Below are 19,366 nucleotides of genomic sequence, written 5' to 3'. Positions count from 1 at the left end.
ATTCAGAACGGAATATCGTCGTCAAAATCCATTGGTGGCTCATTACCGCCTTGTGGTGCGGCTGGAGCAGGTTGTGCCGGACGTGAAGCCTGACCGCCACTGAATTGATTACCACCCTGAGGCTGCTGAGGCTGACCCCAACCGCCTTGTGTACCGCCGTCTTGTGGCGCTGCGCCCCCCCCTGCAGGAGCACCACCGCCCTGACGGCCCCCTAGCATTTGCATAGTACCACCAACGTTAACCACAACTTCTGTGGTGTAACGTTCCTGGCCGCTTTGATCTTGCCACTTACGGGTTTGCAGTGCGCCTTCAATATAAACCTGAGAACCTTTACGCAGATATTCACCAGCCACTTCGGCAAGTTTTCCGAACAACACCACGCGGTGCCATTCTGTTTTTTCTTTTTGCTCGCCGGTTTGCTTATCACGCCAGCTTTCAGATGTGGCCAGGGTGATATTGGCAACAGCGCCGCCGTTCGGCATATAGCGGACTTCCGGGTCTTGGCCCAAATTCCCGACCAAAATCACTTTGTTTACGCCTCTGCTGGCCATGTGAACTCTCCTGATGAAATAAATTTTATAAAGTATAAACCAGTAAGTTTAACATGCTAACTGTTAAACAACACGGATGATCATAACTGCGAAATATATTGCAGTTCTATCGCAACATCTACCTAAATTACAACCAAACACTGGATATCCATTCAGGTTTTTTTGTGTCATAATTGCCCGTTTCGTACCGGCGTTGTCCTTTTTTAGTGTTGCGAAGTGTACCTATGTATTGCGCATGGCACTTAATGTTTTTAAGAAAAACAGGCAACTATATTCTAAATAATTGGAGTTGCGGGTAGGCGGCAAGTGAGCAAATCCCGATGAGTCTACTTATTTTAAGGTCAACGACCAGTAAGTGATTCGGGTGAGTGAGCGCAGCTAACAACCCTGCAGCTTCAAGTACGAAGAGGGTTACTCAAAGTAATTGGAGTTGCAGGTAGGCAGCAAGCGAGCAAATCCCGATGAACTTACATTAGTAAGTGATTCGGGTGAGTGAGCGCAGCTAACAACCCTGCAACTTCAAGTACGAAGAGTAAAAAAAGGCACGCTGAGAGGCTCAGTTCAATCCGGGAAGAGTTTGAATGGATAATATTGAAGTTCGGGGCGCTCGCACCCACAATCTTAAGAATATCAACCTGATTATCCCGCGCGACAAACTGATTGTTGTCACCGGCCTATCAGGTTCAGGCAAATCCTCACTGGCTTTTGATACCTTGTATGCCGAAGGCCAACGCCGTTATGTTGAGTCTCTCTCCGCCTATGCACGCCAATTTCTGTCACTGATGGAAAAACCGGATGTTGACCATATTGAAGGCCTGTCTCCGGCTATCTCTATCGAGCAAAAATCAACCTCCCATAACCCACGGTCAACTGTCGGTACTATCACTGAAATCCATGATTACCTGCGCTTGCTGTTCGCGCGAGTCGGCGAACCGCGCTGTCCTGATCATGATGTCCCATTAGCGGCGCAAACAGTCAGCCAAATGGTTGATAACGTGATAAGCCAGCCGGAAGGCCGCCGTCTGATGCTGCTGGCACCGGTGGTAAAAGATCGCAAAGGTGAACACACTAAAATACTGGAAAATCTGGCCGCTCAAGGTTACATCCGGGCGCGGATCGATGGCGAGGTTTGTGATCTGTCTGATCCGCCCAAATTAGAGCTGCAAAAGAAACACACCATTGAAGTGGTGGTTGACCGTTTCAAGGTACGCGAAGATCTGGCGCAACGTTTGGCAGAATCATTTGAAACCGCACTGGCGTTATCCGGCGGTACCGCCGTGGTAGCCGATATGGACGATCCGCATGTGGAGGAGTTGTTATTTTCCGCTAACTTTGCCTGCCCGATTTGCGGTTACAGCATGAGCGAGTTGGAACCACGCCTGTTCTCCTTTAACAACCCGGCGGGTGCCTGCCCAACGTGTGATGGCTTGGGTGTCCAGCAGTTTTTTGATCCAGACCGCGTGCTGCAAAACCCGGAGCTTTCCTTGGCAGGCGGAGCGATCCGCGGCTGGGATCGCCGTAACTTCTATTACTTCCAGATGCTGCGTTCACTGGCCGAGCATTATAAGTTTGATATCGAAGCGCCGTTTAACTCACTGGACAGTGCCGTCCAGCAAGCCGTGCTATACGGTTCAGGCAAAGATACCATCGAGTTCAAGTACATTAATGATCGCGGTGATACTACCGTTCGCCGCCACCCTTTTGAGGGGGTGTTGCACAATATGGAACGCCGTTATAAAGAGACGGAATCCAGTGCGGTGCGCGAAGAGTTAGCCAAATTTATCAGCAACCGCTCCTGTGCGTCATGCAGCGGTACCCGTCTGCGCAGAGAGGCTCGTTATGTCTTCGTGGAAAACACCACCCTGCCAGAGATTTCTGAACTGAGCATCGGCCACGCACTGAGTTTCTTCCAGAATATGAAGCTCAGTGGTCAGCGTGCACAAATCGCTGAAAAGATACTGAAAGAAATTGGCGATCGTCTGAAGTTCCTGGTTAACGTCGGGCTGAATTATCTGTCTTTATCCCGATCTGCCGAAACCCTGTCCGGTGGCGAAGCACAGCGTATCCGTCTGGCTAGCCAGATTGGCGCGGGTTTGGTCGGCGTTATGTATGTGCTGGATGAGCCGTCTATCGGTTTACATCAGCGCGATAACGAACGCTTGCTGGAGACATTGATTCACCTACGTAATCTGGGTAACACCGTGATTGTGGTGGAACATGATGAAGATGCCATCCGGGCCGCAGATCATGTGATTGATATCGGCCCTGGGGCCGGCGTGCACGGGGGTGAAGTTGTCGCCGAAGGAACGGTAGATGACATCATGGCCGCACCGGCGTCACTCACGGGCCAGTTCCTCAGCGGTAAGCGGAGCATCGCCATCCCAGAGAAACGGGTCAGTGCTGATCCGAGCAAAGTCTTAAAGCTGATAGGGGCTACGGGCAATAACCTGAAAGATGTCACTCTGACGCTGCCTGTCGGGCTATTCAGTTGCATCACCGGGGTCTCCGGCTCGGGGAAATCGACGCTGATCAACGATACTTTATACAGTATTGCTCAACGCCAATTGAACGGCGCGACCATCACTGAACCTGCGCCATACCGCGAGATCCAAGGGCTAGAGCACTTCGATAAAGTCATCGATATTGATCAAAGCCCGATTGGCCGTACGCCGCGTTCTAACCCAGCCACCTATACCGGCATCTTTACCCCCATTCGCGAGTTATTTGCCGGAGTGCCGGAATCACGCACCCGCGGCTATACACCAGGCCGTTTCAGTTTTAACGTCAAAGGTGGGCGCTGTGAAGCCTGTCAGGGCGATGGGGTGATTAAAGTAGAAATGCATTTCCTGCCTGATATTTATGTTCCTTGTGATCACTGTAAAGGTAAGCGTTATAACCGTGAAACACTGGAAGTAAAATATAAAGGTAAAAGTATTCACGAAGTTCTGGCGATGACCATTGAAGAGGCCCGCGAGTTCTTTGATGCCGTACCTGCTCTGGCACGTAAGCTGCAAACCCTGATAGATGTTGGCCTGTCTTATATTTGTCTGGGCCAATCAGCCACAACGTTATCTGGTGGGGAAGCACAACGGGTGAAACTATCGCGCGAACTGTCAAAACGCGGTACCGGCCAGACATTGTATATTCTGGATGAGCCGACTACCGGCCTGCATTTTGCCGATATTCAGCAACTGCTGGCGGTATTGCATCAGTTACGGGATCAGGGCAATACCATCGTGGTGATTGAACACAATCTGGATGTGATTAAGACGGCAGATTGGATTGTCGATCTCGGGCCTGAAGGCGGCAGTGGTGGCGGTGAAATTTTGGTCTCCGGCACACCAGAAACGGTAGCAGAATGCGCGGCATCGCATACGGCACGGTTCCTTAAGCCGATGTTGCAACGTAAGCAACAAACCGTTTAATGAACCACTCTGGGGCAATCAATGTATTGCTCCAGAGGGTATTACCTTCAGCTTTTTTATCATCAAACTATTTATCCTTAAAATCATTGGAGTTACTGGTGGGAAGCCAGATCCTGCCGCCTCTGCTCCGACAATCCTTGTAAGACCAATTGGTAAGAATGGTCGATCAGCGAATAAAACTGTGAATTAGGTAACTTTCCATCCAGAAACACCGTGTTCCAGTGCGTTTTATTCAAGTGCTCACTCGGCACAATCTCTGGGTGCTGCTCTCGTAAACGTTCTGCCAGTTTGGGGCTGCTTTTCAGTGAAATCGATGGGCGTCCCCCAATATTCCCCACCATTGCAAACATCACATCAGCAACTTTTATTTGATTCGTCTGCCATTGTTCATGTTCGCACTGCTCTGCCCCCGGTTTAGATAGGCAGTATTCCAATAATGCCGAATGATTCATTGAGTTATCTCCTGTCATAAGCTACGCCATGCAGCTAAAAGATGCATAAAAGTTCATTTCATCGGATACCGCTTACACTGAAGGCGAACTTGCGCCTATATATACCCGTCATACTTCAAGTTACATGTGCGTTGGCTGTCTTCGTTCCCCCCAGTTGCCGCCTTCCTGAAACTCGAATTATTTTGGGTATAAAGAATTTACTATGATCAATAGAGGGTAATATGGCATATATCACCCCCACTTATCAGTATATTCTGTAATCAATGGACAGCCATCAACTGGGGGCCAAACAGGAAGAATAAGAGGCTAACTCGCTGAAAATAGTTAAAAAAACAAAAAATATAGATTTACTGGTTTCGTGTCAGCCATGGCGGGAACCAGCAAGCAGTAAAAATGTAGCGGCCCCTCTATGGGCGATATCAACATTTTACTGCCTGTTTATTTTATTGTGGCAAACCGTTTGCCCGCCATTAAAGACTGAACGTTACTGCACTGCCGCAAAAGCGGCCGCAACCCGCTCAACATTCTGGTGATTGACTCCCGCCATACACATTCTTCCGCTGGCAATCAGATACACACCAAACTCTTCACGTAAGCGATCTACCTGTTCCTCACTAAAGCCGGTGTAACTGAACATACCGCGCTGTTGTAATAGATAGTCAAAATTGCGCTCTGGCAACGAGGCTTTTAAAGCTTCCACCAGCGTGCGGCGCATATCAAGGATCCGTAGGCGCATCTGCTCCACTTCTGCCTGCCATTGCGCGCGCAATACAGTGTCATTTAGGACTTTCGATACCACCTGCGCACCAAAGTTTGGCGGGCTGGAATAGTTACGGCGCACTGTCGCTTTCAACTGGCCCAATACTCGCCCCGCCGCCTCTTCACTTTCACATACCACAGACAAACCACCAACCCGCTCGTTATAGAGCGAGAAGATTTTAGAGAAGGAGTTGCTGATAAGGCATGGCAATTCAGCCGCTGCCATAGCACGGATAGCATAGGCGTCTTCATTCAGCCCAGCCCCAAAGCCTTGGTACGCTATATCCAGGAACGGGATCAATTCACGCTCTTTTGCCACGTCAATGAGGCGATCCCATTGAGCATTGATCAGATCGGAACCGGTTGGGTTGTGGCAGCAAGGATGTAACAACACGATGCTTCTGGCGGGTAATTGCTGCAATGTTGCCAGCATCTGGTCAAACTTCACCGCCAGTTTATCATTATCAAAATACGGATAGATGTTCACTTTAAAACCTGCGCCGCTAAAAATAGCCACGTGGTTTTCCCAGGTAGGATCGCTGACCCACACCTGTGAATCAGGGAAATAGTGATTAAGGAAATCAGCACCGACTTTCAACGCACCAGAACCGCCCACGGTCTGTATTGTCGCCACCCGTTGCTGAACCAGCATTGGATGGTCGTGACCAAATAATAATTGCTGGATAGCAGTGCGGTAAGATTGCAGACCCTCCATCGGTAAATAAACTGGTGTCCCATGAGGCTGAGCACTCAATTGCGCTTCGGCAGCATCCACAGCCTGCATTTGCGGAATTTCACCTTGTTCATTGTAATAAAGCCCAATACTCAGATTCACCTTATGTACCCGGTTATCAGCTTTAAAACTTTCCATCAGTGAAAGGATGGGGTCACCTGCGTAGGCGTCAACATTCTGGAACACGGTGCTGCTCTCCTCAATTAATAATAATTCTATACCCTCAATCATCCGAGTGGCAGGAAGGCGGCAACAGCGCGCCCCCAAGTGCTTACATGAGTAAGTGACTAGGGGAACGCAGACAGCCAGCACACCTGCAATTTGAAATATGACGGGTATATGGGAATGGGTTGCTCTTGCAGCTTACCTTATTCCCCTAGATATTCCATCGCTACGCGGGAGGTCAGATTAGTGATCAATTCATACGCGCTGATACCGGTGCAGGCAGCCACACGCTCAACAGGTAATTCAGCTCCCCACATCAGGGCTTCATCGCCCACCTTATCTGTACTTTCCGGGCCAAGATCAATGGATATCATGTCCATCGATACCCGACCAACGATGCTGACTTCACGGCCATTAAGCCACACCGGCGTCCCTGAAGGGGCGCTACGTGGGTAGCCATCACCATAGCCTATCGCTATCACACCTAAACGCGTATCGCGCTCACTGACCCAGGTGCCGCCATACCCTACCGACTCACCCGCTTTATGTTCACGCACCGCAATCAGACTGGATTTCAGTGTCATGGCGGGCAATAAACCAAAATCACGGCCATAGGGCGCATCAAACGGCGAAACCCCATACAGCACAATCCCTGGGCGAACCCAATCACGGTGCGCTTGTGGCCACCGCAGAATACCGCCCGAGGCAGCAATAGATTGTTTCCCAGGTTTACCTGCAGCAAACGCATCAAAACACGCCAGTTGCTGTTGCGTGGTCGCCACTTCTGGTTCATCGGCACGGCTAAAGTGGCTCATGATATTGACCGGCTGGACGACATTGCGACATGCGCTCAAGCGCTGATAAAACGCTTCGGCCTGATCTGGGCGGACCCCTAAACGGTGCATCCCCGTATCCAACTTCATCCAGACATTAATCGGGGCAGAAAGCGTGGCTGCCTCCAGGGCCGCTAGCTGTTCCAGACTGTGAACCGCGGTTTCAATGCGGTTAGCCACCAATACCGGCAGGTCTTCTGCGTCAAAGAACCCTTCCAGCAGCAAAATAGGTTTAACTATTCCACCAGCACGCAACATCAGTGCCTCGCTAATGCGGGCCACGCCATAACAATCAGCATCCTGTAATGCGTGTGCGGCGGCTAATAACCCGTGGCCATAAGCATTTGCTTTCACAACAGCCACCAACCGGCTTTGCGGCGCCAGACGCCGAATCTGTTGTAAGTTATGTCGCAGAGCATGGCGGTCGATGACTGCTGTTGCCGCTTTCATTTCTTATCCTTAATAATTGATATTTGATTGGTGTTGCAGGTAGACCGCGCTCACCTCGGCTGCGTCAAGTTCCCAGGGGATACTCACTACTCGTCGTCATATTGCGGCCCCGCATAGTTGTCAAAACGTGACCACTGACCGTTAAATTTCAGACGAACGGAACCGATCGGGCCATTACGCTGTTTACCCAAAATAATTTGTGCTATCCCTTTCTCATCACTGTTTTCGTGATAAACCTCATCACGGTAAATAAACATGATTAAGTCAGCATCCTGCTCAATCGATCCAGATTCACGCAAGTCGGAGTTGACCGGGCGCTTATCAGCACGCTGCTCCAAACTACGGTTAAGCTGAGATAACGCGACTACCGGCACTTGCAGCTCTTTCGCCAAGGCTTTCAGTGAGCGTGAAATTTCCGCAATTTCGAGCGTACGGTTATCCGACAAGGACGGCACCCGCATTAATTGCAGGTAGTCGATCATGATCAGGCTCAAACCCCCGTGTTCACGGAAGATACGCCGCGCACGGGAACGGACCTCGGTTGGTGTCAGACCCGAGGAGTCATCGATGTACATATTGCGTTTTTCCATCAATATGCCCATGGTGCTGGAAATACGCGCCCAATCCTCATCATCTAACTGCCCGGTACGGATACGGGTCTGATCGACATGTGACAAGGACGCCAGCATACGCATCATGATCTGATCGCCGGGCATCTCCAGACTGAAGATCAACACCGGTTTGTCCTGCATCATCGCCGCGTTTTCACACAGGTTCATCGCAAAGGTGGTTTTCCCCATTGATGGACGGGCCGCCACAATGATCAGATCGGATTTTTGTAGCCCAGCGGTCTTTTTATCGAGATCAGTAAAGCCCGTTGAAACGCCAGTAACGCCATCGTGTGGGCGCTGATACAGTTGTTCAATACGGGCGACGGTATCTTCCAAAATGCGATCAACGCTTTTAGGACCTTCATCTTTACTGGCGCGGCTTTCCGCGATTTGGAAAACTTTGGATTCCGCCAAGTCCAACAGATCTTCACTGCTGCGCCCTTGGGGATCGTAGCCGGCATCGGCGATCTCATTCGCCACAGAGATCATTTCACGTACTACGGCACGTTCACGCACGATATCGGCATAAGCGCCGATATTCGCCGCACTTGGTGTGTTTTTGGATAACTCGGCCAGATAGGCAAAGCCCCCCACCGAGTCTAAATCGCCTTTTTGCTCTAACGATTCGGACAAGGTGATCAAGTCGATTGGCTTGCTGTTTTCCAACAAGCGCTGCATTTCAGTAAAGATCCGGCGATGCGGGCGGCTGAAAAAGTCATTGCTGGCGACACGCTCTGACACGTTATCCCAACGTTCGTTATCCAGCATCAAACCGCCCAACACGGACTGTTCCGCCTCCAGCGAATGCGGCGGGAGCTTCAGCCCTTCCATCTGGCGGTCTCGTGGCTCGGTCATCTTGTTGGTTGGTTTTTTCGCTGCCATGAAGAGTGTTCTTTACCTTTATTATTGCAAATAGAAAAAGGACGAATAGAAAAAGTGCGACTAAAAAATATAACGGCCTAGTATACGCGATGATATCCGAAGGGGTAATTATATAGCCACGGAATTCCAGATTACATATTGGCATGAGTCATGACTTGGCACCGAGTCACGAACCCTGTAGGGTTAAAATCTATTCATACCAAAAATTATTGACGTTGCAGGTAGGTGGCAAGCGCACGAGTCCCGATAAGCTGACGCCAGTCGGTGAACCAGGTGAGTGAACAGAGCGGCTCCTGTGACCTCAAGTAAGAAGGCTATACCTCGAGGAACTGACATGGCAAAGCATATTCAATTTACCACCACGGGCGGACCAGATGTATTGCAATATCTTGAATTTACCCCCTCAGACCCTGCCCCCCATGAAGTCCAGGTCGAAAATAAAGCTATTGGTATCAATTATATCGATACTTATGTCCGCAGCGGGCTTTATCCTCCTGCGCACTTGCCCAGTGGCTTAGGTACAGAAGCGGCCGGTATCGTCAGTAAAGTGGGATCTGCGGTCAGTTCCGTGAAGGTCGGTGATCGGGTGGTGTATGCCCAATCCGCTCTCGGTGCTTACAGTGAAGTACATAATGTTCCGGCAGATAAAATCGCCTTACTGCCTGAGCAGCTCTCTTTTGAACAAGCTGCAGCCTCGTTTTTGAAAGGGCTGACCGCCTATTACTTATTGCGCCAAACCCACGAGATTAAACCGGGGGAAGTATTCCTGTTCCACGCTGCGGCGGGCGGGGTTGGGCTGATTGTCTGCCAATGGGCCAAAGCACTGGGTGCCAAATTGATCGGCACGGTGGGATCCGATGCGAAAGCCCAATTGGCGAAAGCGGCTGGGGCCTGGGCGACCATCAACTACCGGACAGAAGATATTGCTCAGCGGGTGGCCAAACTGACCAATGGCGAGAAAGTGGGTGTCGTGTATGACTCGGTTGGGAAAAGCACGTGGGAAGCCTCGCTTGATAGCCTAAAACGCCGGGGCCTGCTTGTTAGCTTTGGTAATGCCTCTGGACCGGTAACGGGTGTCAACCTTGGTATTCTAAACCAGAAGGGGGGGATCTATGTCACCCGCCCTTCACTGAATGTCTATGTCGCCAACCGGCAAGAACTGGAAAGCGCCAGCCAGCAGCTCTTCTCAATGATTACCAGTGGGGCGATTAATGTTGATGTCGCCCAAGCGCAGCGATTCCCGCTGCGTGACGCACAGCGCGCCCATGAAACACTTGAGAGCCGCCAGACGACAGGTTCCAGCTTGCTGATCCCGTAAGTTTAGGTTACAGAAAAACAGAGGGCCCCGATTAAGGAGCCCTTTGTCATTACACTTTCTTTGATGCATATGTAGGGGTACAGCAAGAATTCTGTCAGAGCGATGTTCGCTTAAGAGCGATGTTCACTTAAAAGCGATGTTCACTTAAAAGCGATGTCCACTTAATTGAACGTGCCGCTTATACGGCTATTTTTATCTCTAACAGGGATGAAAGTATGATACCAAGCGGTATCGGGTAGCATCCTAGCAAGCTGATCAGGGAAAAAATACGCTTTCTCCCACAATTCTGCCTACTAATATTTCAGGCTGTGATCGCTGCCGCAAGAAAGCGAAATAGACCCAAAAAATTCTGCGTGGCCGTTAAGCTGCGTATTATTAGTAACGCCGTATCACAGGTTTTTGCATTGACCGCCAAATCCAGGCCACCACCACGGCCAGAATCAACCACGGTAATAGCTTAATCATCATCACAAATAACCCGCCTAGCATCATAAAGACCGCCGCTACCAGCAGTGCAGCCAAGATCCCAAGCAAAGAAATACCGGTGACCATCAGCACAATAAAAAAACCGATCACAAAGAAAATTTCTAACATGGTGTCCCCTTAATGGTGGTTCATCGCCTAATACGGCAGCAAAAAAAGAAACTATCTATGTGGGGTATTACAAGAAACGTGCCAATGCAGCAGTAAAAATAATTCATTGAATTTATTGTAAATATAATAAATAGCCTAACAAGAAAGAGAATGAAAATAGTCAATTTAGCTAACTTTTAGCGAATTTACTCTTTCATATACTAAGAGCAATTAGAGTCATCGTCAGGCAGCAAGCAAATGAATGAATCCCGAATCACTTACGCCAGTCAATAATTCGGGTGACCCATCTGCCGGAAGCATATTTGAATACGGCATACAGCGGCCTCGCAGAGGTAAAATTCATAGATAAACCAAGTAGCGAGCACCGCTCCCCCTACGGCTTAGAGTACGAAGGGGATACCAGCGCCAAAGCCTCCTCCACAACAGAAACTCCCGCTCCGGGCTTATGGGCATTTTCGCTTAGATGCCGACGCCATTGACGCGCACCGGGGATCCCTTGGAAAATACCCAGAATATGGCGGGTTATGTGGCCCAAATAGGCCCCTTGTGACAATTCCTGCTCAATATAAGGATACAGAGCCTCAATAGCTTTAACGCTATCAACCACTGGCGCGTTAGGATCAAACAACTCGCGGTCTACTTGTGTCAAAATCCCCGGATTCTGATAGGCTTCACGGCCCATCATCACGCCATCAAGGTGCTTGAGGTGCTCTTTGGCTTCAGCCAATGTTTTCACCCCCCCATTAATGGCGATAGTCAAAGCTGGGAAATCACGCTTAAGCTGATAAACACGCTCATAATCCAATGGCGGCACTTCGCGGTTCTCTTTCGGGCTTAGCCCTGAGAGCCAGGCTTTACGGGCATGAATAGTGAACATTTCACATTCGCCACGTTCTGCGACGGTTTGTACGAACTCGCATAGAAACGCATAACTGTCCAGTTGGTCAATCCCGATACGGGTTTTTACCGTCACTGGAATGGCTACCGCATCGCGCATAGCTTTAATGCAATCGGCAACCAGATCGGCCTCACCCATTAAACAAGCACCAAAGCGGCCATTCTGTACCCGGTCTGAGGGACAACCCACATTTAGATTGATTTCGTTATAACCGCGTTGTTCAGCCAACTTGGCACAGTGTGCCAATGCCTGTGGATCGCTGCCACCTAATTGCAGAGCGACCGGATGGTCCTGTTCGCTATAAGCCAGATAATCGGCTTTACCGTGGATAATCGCACCAGTGGTCACCATTTCGGTATACAACAGAGCTTGCTTAGTCAGCAGGCGGTGAAAATAACGGCAGTGACGATCCGTCCAATCCAACATTGGCGCAACGGAGAAGCGTTGTAGGGGGTATTGCGGCTTGGTGGCCGGCGTACTGGAGAAAGTCTGAGCTTCGTGCATTTACGGTGATTTCATCAGTTATTACTGCATTAATTTCCCCCAGATGTTGCTCACTGAGCGAACCATGTCAAGGGGATGGAACTGCTGATTATACCATAGAACCCTACAACGACAGCTGATGTGATCGTTAAACAGTAACGTCACGTTATTCCTGTAAAATTGTGATCTCATAGCGCCATTTCCCTCCCCCCTATCGGCGATTACAGGTAAACATGATAAAATCACGTTCAATTCTAAAGCTGCGGGATGAATATGATGAACCCTATCAATCAGGAAAAGCTGCTTGCACAAGCTGAAAGCCTGTGCCAACAACGAAACGTCCGGCTGACCCCGCAACGTCTTGAAGTATTACGTCTAATGGCGCAACAGCCCGGTGCAATCAGCGCTTATGATCTGCTGGATCTACTACGAGTCGCTGAGCCACAAGCTAAACCGCCTACCGTTTATCGCGCACTGGATTTTTTATTGGAGCAAGGGTTTATTCACCGTGTTGAATCAGCCAATAGCTATGTTCTATGCCACCACTTTGAAGAACCCACGCATACTTCTGCCTTGTTTATCTGTGATCGCTGCAAGATTGTGACAGAGCGCCCTACCGTTGGTATTGAAGAGGCATTAGCACAGTTAGCGAAACAGTCAGGTTTTACACTGCGCCATAGCGTGGTGGAAGCACACGGTTTATGTACTGAATGTGGGGTAGTTGAAGCCTGTGAAAGCCACGATGATTGTGAGCATGACCACTCTATCGTAATCAAAAAGAAGTAATATTTTGATTAATAAGAAGTCATATCGTGATTAAGATGAGATAGAACCTCGATTGCAAAAAGCAAAAAGATAATCATAAAACAGAGCCGTACCTCAACAGGCACGGCTTATTATTCTGGGAGGAGAATCGCTCACTCAGATCAGATCCAGTCCCCGTTACGGATAACACCGACGGCCAAACCTTCAATAGTAAAGCTCTGTTCACGCAGATCAACAACGATAGGCTGAAACTCACTGTTTTCTGGTAAGAGATGCACGATATTACCTTGCTTTTTCAAACGTTTTACCGTGACTTCATCATCAATGCGCGCGACGACAACTTGCCCATTACGCACATCCTGCGTTTTATGTACCGCCAACAAGTCACCATCTAGAATACCGATATCTCTCATCGACATCCCATTGACCCTCAGCAGAAAATCCGCACCTGGCTTGAACAGGGATGGGTCAACTTTGTAATGCCCTTCAATATGTTGCTGTGCCAGCAATGGCTCACCTGCGGCAACCCGGCCAATCAGTGGCAGGCCCTCTTCTTCTTCCATCAGCAAACGAATGCCACGGGAAGCTCCTGAGACAATTTCAATCACACCTTTACGGGCCAGCGCTTTTAAATGCTCTTCAGCAGCGTTAGGAGAGCGGAACCCCAGACGCTGCGCAATCTCGGCACGGGTCGGTGGCATACCTGTTTGCGATAGGTGATCGCGGACCAGGTCATAAACCTCTTGCTGTCTGGTAGTTAGTGCTTTCATTCCGCCCCCTGTTTGTTTATACAGTTTTGCTGTGAGTATATACAGCTAAGCGGGTATTGGGAACCAAAGAGTGAATAAAAACAGGGATTAATAACTGCTCATTTTAACAGCATTCTTAGCATCATTAGCGAGCGACATGCTGCCAGAGTACTGTTATCCATACGAATAGCGCCATCAATATGGTCAAAAAAACAGCAGCAGACCCCATGTCTTTTGCCCGTCCAGAAAGCTCATGAAATTCACTACCGATCCTATCAACTACCGCTTCAATCGCACTGTTAATGACTTCAACAATGATCACCAGAACAACGCTGCAAATTAATAAAATGCGCGCTATGGCACCCACATCCAACCAGAAGGCCAGTATGATAGCGATGATGGCGGCAATGGTTTCTTGACGGAAAGCCGCTTCATTGTTCCAGGCGGCGGTTAACCCCTTCACCGTATAACCCGCTGCTTTATAGATCCGGGTGAGTCCTGTTGATTGATTCGCCATGATTGATTTGCCTTTATCTTATGTTAATCGTGATTTTTGCCATTTTCTGTTGTCTCATCATCTCCACAGATCTCAAAACCAGTTTCTGGTATCCTTGCGACGAATTGCTAACAAGAGGCTCCAAGTCGTTATGTCAGGTTGGCGTAAAATATATTATAAGTTACTGAATTTACCACTCAAATTGTTGGTAAAAAGTAAGGTTATTCCTGCAGATCCGGTCTCTGAGCTAGGGCTAGACCCTTCTCGTCCTATTCTGTACGTTTTACCTTACAATTCTAAGGCTGATTTGCTGACGTTACGGGCACAGTGCCTGGCGCAAGATCTGCCCGATCCATTGATTCCATTGGAAATCGATGGCGTGCAATTGCCCAGCCATGTGTTTATCGAAAACGGGCCAAGAGTCTTTCGCTACTATGTTCCTAAACAAGAATCGGTGAAGCTATTCCACGATTATCTGGATTTACATCGTAATAACCCGGCGCTAGATATTCAAATGTTACCGGTTTCCGTGATGTTTGGCCGTTCTCCTGGGCGCGAAGGCCACGGTACACCACATCTGCGGGTGCTTAACGGTGTACAGAAATTCTTTGCCGTATTGTGGTTGGGGCGCGACAGCTTTGTGCGTTTTTCTACCACCGTATCACTACGTCGAATGGCCAGTGAACACGGTACCGATAAAACCATCGCCCATAAACTGGCACGTGTGGCGCGGATGCACTTCTCTCGTCAACGTTTGGCAGCGGTAGGTCCGAGTTTACCTGCCCGTCAGGATCTGTTTAAGAAACTCCTGGCCTCTAAGGCTATCGAGAAAGCTGTCGCTGACGAGGCGCGGTCGAAAAAAATCTCCCATGAAAAAGCCCAGCAAAACGCCATAACCCTGATGGAAGAGATTGCGGCTGATTTCTCCTATGAAGCCGTACGGTTGTCTGATCGAGTACTTAGTTGGACGTGGAACCGTTTGTATCAGGGGATTAACGTTCATAATGCAGAGCGGGTCCGGCAATTGGCGCAAGATGGCCATGAAATCGTCTATGTACCTTGTCATCGCAGCCATATGGATTATCTGCTGCTCTCCTATGTGCTCTATCATCAGGGGCTGGTCCCACCGCATATTGCCGCGGGGATTAACCTCAACTTCTGGCCTGCCGGGCCAATCTTCCGCCGTTTAGGGGCGTTCTTTATTCGCCGTACCTTTAAAGGCAACAAACTCTACTCAACGGTGTTCCGTGAATATCTGGGTGAACTCTTTACCCGTGGCTATTCCGTTGAATACTTTGTTGAAGGAGGGCGTTCGCGGACTGGCCGCCTGCTGGAGCCAAAAACCGGCACCTTATCGATGACTATTCAGGCTATGTTACGTGGTGGCACCCGCCCTATCACGTTGGTACCGATTTACATCGGCTACGAGCATGTGATGGAAGTGGGGACTTACGCCAAAGAGCTGCGCGGCGCGATAAAAGAAAAAGAGAGCCTGTTACAGATGCTACGTGGCTTACGTAAGTTGCGTAATCTCGGCCAGGGCTATGTGAACTTTGGCGAACCCCTGCCATTGACGACCTATCTTAATACCAATGTGCCACAGTGGCGGGATGCTATCGATCCGATTGAAGTACAGCGCCCAAGTTGGCTAACACCAGCAGTGAATGATTTGGCTAATCAGATTATGGTCCGAATCAATAATGCGGCGGCAGCAAATGCCATGAATCTCTGTTCAACGGCGTTACTCGCCTCACGTCAGCGTTCACTAACCCGCGAGCAGCTACTTGAGCAACTTGATTGCTACCTGCAATTAATGCGCAATGCGCCCTATGCAAAAGATACTACCGTGCCGGATAAAACACCGGAAGAGTTGCTTAATCACGCCTTGAATATGAATAAGTTTGAGGTGGAAAAAGACACGATCGGTGACATCATCATCCTGCCACGGGAACAGGCCGTGCTGACGACCTATTATCGCAATAATATTCAGCACTTACTGATATTGCCATCGCTGATTGCCAGTATGGTCATGTACCACCGTCGTATTACCCGGACGGAATTACTGTACAAAATCAGCATGATCTATCCAATGCTAAAAGCTGAGCTGTTCCTACATTACAGCAAAGAGCAGCTACCAAAGACACTGGATACACTAATCGATGAGCTGGCTCGTCAGCAGTTGATTTGTGATAAAGGCAGTGAGCTGGTGCTGAATCCGGCACGTATTCGCCCACTGCAACTACTGGCCGCTGGTGTGCGGGAAACGCTGCAACGCTACGCGATCACACTTTCACTCCTCAGCGCTAACCCCAGTATCAACCGTGGGGCGTTGGAGAAAGAGAGCCGTATTATGGCGCAGCGTTTGTCGGTTCTGCATGGTATTAATGCGCCGGAATTCTTTGATAAAGCCGTTTTCTCAACGCTGGTTGCGACCTTGCGTGAAGAAGGCTATATCAGTGATAGCGGTGATGCCATTCAGGAACATACGCTGGAAGTTTACAATATGCTAAGTGCGTTGATGACCCCGGAAGTGAAGCTGACTATCGAAAGCGTCAGTATGCCAGCAGAGACCAGTAATCAGCTAGAAGCACCAGAGACACCAGAGACACCAGAGACACCAGAGCCTGAGGGTAAAACGGAAGCCTAATGCCTTAGTGTCATCAATAAAAATGGCCGGAATCATTATCCGGCCATTTTTTTACCGTAATCTTAATGAGAACTCTGCGCTTATACCCAATAATTGCTAACACCCAGTAAAAACGGGTTACCAATAACTGATCAATATCCCGAGAAACAAAACCAGCCCCACGTAATTATTGTTCAAAAACGCACGAAAACACGGCTCACGCTCACGCTGGGCGATCATTTTCTGTTGATGAACAAACAGTGCTCCGGCGAGAAGAATTGACCAATAAAATGCGCCGCCCAGATTCATTAGCCATCCAATCGCCACCATTAATAATAACGTCACCAGTTGCAGCAAGCCGATAATCAATTTGTCATGTTGGCCAAACAGAATTGCCGTAGATTTAACCCCAATTCTTAGGTCATCGTCACGATCAACCATGGCGTATTGAGTGTCATAGGCCACGGTCCAGCAGATATTTGCCAGCAACAGTAACCAGCAGACCAGCGGCAAGCTTTCGCTGACGGCGGCAAACCCCATCGGAATAGACCAACCAAATGCTGCGCCTAGCACCACCTGCGGCAGATGAGTCACCCGCTTCATAAATGGATAGACCCAGGCCAGTGCCAATGCTGCCAATGACAGCCATATCGTCATACTATTGAGGGTCAATACCAAACCAAAAGAGAGCAAGATCAATACCACAAATAGAATTTTGCTCTCTTTCTCACTGATAGTGCCGCTGGGCAGTGGCCGGGATGCGGTGCGTTTTACAAAACCATCAATATGGCGGTCAGCATAATCATTGACGACACACCCTGCCGCACGCATGAAAAAGACCCCCAGTACAAAAACGACCAGTATTTTGGCCTCGGGGATGCCTCTTCCTGCTAACCACAATGCCCACAATGTTGGCCACAGTAGCAGCAGTGAGCCAATCGGTTTGTCGATACGCATCAAACGGCAATAAGCCTGCCATTTGCTATGAACAGTACTTCCCTTCAATTGATCAGTCTCCAAAATCTAACGACGGAATCAGCCAGCTGAAACCTGATATACCCTTTTCATCTTGAGTGTGGCAGGGAGATTAACGGTATTCACTTACTGCCTACCAGTGACGCCAGATTCATTGGGTATAGAGCTACAATGGGTATAAAGCGGCGACGCCGGTAAAAAAACCTCAGTCAATAACAGTGGATTGCCCGAAAGGCGTAACAAAGACCGCCTGGCCCATAGATTATCCTGCCGACCGACGTGAATATAGTCCCGGGTTAGGGCGTCACCACTGAATAAGTAACGCCCCAGCGGTAATGTGCCTAAATCCACCAGCGCCCTATCCGGGCCAGACAGTGTCTCCTCAGGGATAACCGTGCGCCCCAGTAGCCAGGGCACATTGTCACCAAACAAGACAATCTCCCTTAGCCAATAGCGTTGACTAACGGGCAAATGTTCAGCCTCTTCCCCTAGCGCATCACGCGTAATAAAGCATTCACGTTGCGGTTCGACATGAACACGCTGACAATGCTGCTCAAAACGCCGAGTCATCGAACCCAGCTCCATCAGCCAGTCTGCGATGTCCACAGGAAGTTCAAGGTGCTCGGTAGCACACCATTGGATAGGTTTTAAAATTGATGCATCACCGGTAAGCATGCGGAACGCTCCCTGCCGAGGATAAAACAGCCACCCCCGCAATTGGTAAACAGAACGCTATTGTAGCGCAGAATAGGTATCCGGCGACACGGGCAGTCGCATCTGATTACCATAACCACAACAGAGGATTACCCCAAACAGGCTCCAATAATAGATCAGCAATATGCAGCTTAAATCAGAGGAAAATATAGGGTGTCATGCTCAGATAAAACCAGATGTCTGGCTAGAGATATCAGAGGTTATAAATACCAGAGGTTATTGACAACGTGTCGATGGCGGAGAAGATAGCCAGTAAGTAAAGACGCCGTATTTCCTACAGAACTTAGATTATAGGTAACGCATCAATAATCTCTCACTACGATAAGCCATAAATACGACAAATCATCATTATAATTAACGTTATTAACACATACCAATACAAAACCATCCATTTGATTAACCAGTCTCATTGCAAGTAATTAAAATGTCATGGCAATTAATATCAGTTGTTAGCCCCCCATTAAAACAACCTCCATCGGGCCTATTAATTTCAAAAAAAAATAACAAGAAAATTCCTACAAAAAATCAGCCGGGTCTTATTCTTATTTATTCACCTTCATTTATTATTCATCTTAAGAAACAATAACTTCATTTTAGTGACTCAACAACCGACAGAACCCAAGTCACGCCTCATGTTTGCTGATGATATTGAGATAATGCAAAAGGAGATATTTATCCTCCCGTACTCTGCCTGTGTCTGAATTATGCGATTTCAGCAACCCCAGTGATATGCCATGTCTGCGATAAATTCAGGCAATTAATAGAGTACATTTATGCATATACAATTCAGAGAGCCTATTTCTACCTCACCCGCGCAACCGGATGCAGGGCATCAACACCTCTTCAGCCGTGTTCCAGCAGCCGCGATTAATCCCATTACATTGGCG

At 48.9% G+C, this 19,366-nt stretch carries 15 protein-coding genes; 4 read left to right on the top strand and 11 right to left on the bottom strand.

Annotated elements, in window-relative coordinates:
• Positions 1-2: 2 nt before the first annotated feature.
• Positions 3-551, bottom strand: a complete 549-nt coding sequence (gene ssb1 / locus AC971_RS20585; protein WP_025382319.1) for a single-stranded DNA-binding protein SSB1 — start codon at positions 549-551, stop codon at positions 3-5.
• A gap of 581 nt (positions 552-1,132) precedes the next feature.
• On the opposite strand from ssb1, the gene uvrA reads away from it, so the two are divergent.
• Positions 1,133-3,976, top strand: coding sequence for an excinuclease ABC subunit UvrA (uvrA, locus tag AC971_RS20580; RefSeq protein WP_025382318.1), 2,844 nt, complete (start codon positions 1,133-1,135; stop codon positions 3,974-3,976).
• A gap of 92 nt (positions 3,977-4,068) precedes the next feature.
• On the opposite strand, the gene AC971_RS20575 is transcribed toward uvrA, so the two are convergent.
• The 4 genes from AC971_RS20575 to dnaB all read right to left on the bottom strand — a co-directional run bounded on the left by AC971_RS20575 (position 4,069) and on the right by dnaB (position 8,861).
• Positions 4,069-4,428, bottom strand: coding sequence for an MmcQ/YjbR family DNA-binding protein (locus AC971_RS20575; RefSeq protein ID WP_025382317.1), 360 nt, complete (start codon positions 4,426-4,428; stop codon positions 4,069-4,071).
• Positions 4,429-4,912: 484 nt separating this feature from the next.
• Positions 4,913-6,106 (bottom strand): amino acid aminotransferase, encoded by a 1,194-nt coding sequence (locus tag AC971_RS20570; protein ID WP_025382316.1) that lies wholly within the window; start codon positions 6,104-6,106, stop codon positions 4,913-4,915.
• A gap of 182 nt (positions 6,107-6,288) precedes the next feature.
• Positions 6,289-7,368 carry an alanine racemase gene (gene alr, locus AC971_RS20565; protein ID WP_025382315.1) on the bottom strand — a complete coding sequence of 360 codons (1,080 nt, stop codon included), beginning with the start codon at positions 7,366-7,368 and terminating at the stop codon, positions 6,289-6,291.
• Positions 7,369-7,454: 86 nt separating this feature from the next.
• Positions 7,455-8,861 (bottom strand): replicative DNA helicase, encoded by a 1,407-nt coding sequence (gene dnaB / locus AC971_RS20560; protein WP_025382314.1) that lies wholly within the window; start codon positions 8,859-8,861, stop codon positions 7,455-7,457.
• Between the two features lie 334 nt (positions 8,862-9,195).
• On the opposite strand from dnaB, the gene AC971_RS20555 reads away from it, so the two are divergent.
• Positions 9,196-10,179 carry a quinone oxidoreductase gene (locus tag AC971_RS20555; protein ID WP_025382313.1) on the top strand — a complete coding sequence of 328 codons (984 nt, stop codon included), beginning with the start codon at positions 9,196-9,198 and terminating at the stop codon, positions 10,177-10,179.
• A gap of 375 nt (positions 10,180-10,554) precedes the next feature.
• Here AC971_RS20555 and pspG read toward each other — a convergent pair whose 3' ends face one another.
• The gene (gene pspG / locus AC971_RS20550; protein WP_025382312.1) at positions 10,555-10,773 is read right to left on the bottom strand and encodes an envelope stress response protein PspG; all 219 of its coding nucleotides are present in this window, start codon (positions 10,771-10,773) and stop codon (positions 10,555-10,557) included.
• 373 nt (positions 10,774-11,146) lie between these two features.
• On the bottom strand, positions 11,147-12,175 hold the full coding sequence (dusA, locus tag AC971_RS20545; RefSeq protein ID WP_025382311.1) for a tRNA dihydrouridine(20/20a) synthase DusA: 1,029 nt from the start codon (positions 12,173-12,175) through the stop codon (positions 11,147-11,149).
• Between the two features lie 255 nt (positions 12,176-12,430).
• Between dusA and zur the strand changes: the two genes are divergently transcribed.
• Entirely contained in the window at positions 12,431-12,940 is a 510-nt protein-coding gene (zur, locus tag AC971_RS20540) for a zinc uptake transcriptional repressor Zur (RefSeq protein ID WP_038402508.1), read from the top strand.
• A 140-nt stretch (positions 12,941-13,080) separates the two neighbouring features.
• Here zur and lexA read toward each other — a convergent pair whose 3' ends face one another.
• Positions 13,081-13,689 (bottom strand): transcriptional repressor LexA, encoded by a 609-nt coding sequence (gene lexA, locus AC971_RS20535; protein WP_025382309.1) that lies wholly within the window; start codon positions 13,687-13,689, stop codon positions 13,081-13,083.
• Between the two features lie 124 nt (positions 13,690-13,813).
• Positions 13,814-14,185, bottom strand: coding sequence for a diacylglycerol kinase (locus AC971_RS20530; RefSeq protein WP_025382308.1), 372 nt, complete (start codon positions 14,183-14,185; stop codon positions 13,814-13,816).
• 130 nt (positions 14,186-14,315) lie between these two features.
• Here AC971_RS20530 and plsB point away from each other — a divergent pair, with 130 nt between their 5' ends.
• Complete coding sequence (gene plsB, locus AC971_RS20525) at positions 14,316-16,811, top strand: glycerol-3-phosphate 1-O-acyltransferase PlsB (protein ID WP_048677849.1); 2,496 nt, start codon at positions 14,316-14,318, stop codon at positions 16,809-16,811.
• A gap of 117 nt (positions 16,812-16,928) precedes the next feature.
• Here plsB and ubiA read toward each other — a convergent pair whose 3' ends face one another.
• Both ubiA and ubiC read right to left on the bottom strand, forming a co-directional pair.
• On the bottom strand, positions 16,929-17,795 hold the full coding sequence (gene ubiA / locus AC971_RS20520; RefSeq protein ID WP_025382306.1) for a 4-hydroxybenzoate octaprenyltransferase: 867 nt from the start codon (positions 17,793-17,795) through the stop codon (positions 16,929-16,931).
• A gap of 96 nt (positions 17,796-17,891) precedes the next feature.
• The gene (gene ubiC, locus AC971_RS20515) at positions 17,892-18,440 is read right to left on the bottom strand and encodes a chorismate lyase (protein ID WP_025382305.1); all 549 of its coding nucleotides are present in this window, start codon (positions 18,438-18,440) and stop codon (positions 17,892-17,894) included.
• Positions 18,441-19,366: the final 926 nt, after the last annotated feature.

It is taken from the genome of Yersinia similis (assembly GCF_001053095.1).
GTDB classification, from domain to species: Bacteria; Pseudomonadota; Gammaproteobacteria; order Enterobacterales; family Enterobacteriaceae; genus Yersinia; species Yersinia similis.
Note: the sequence above shows the minus strand (reverse complement) of the source record. Positions and strands in the feature narration are given on the sequence as shown.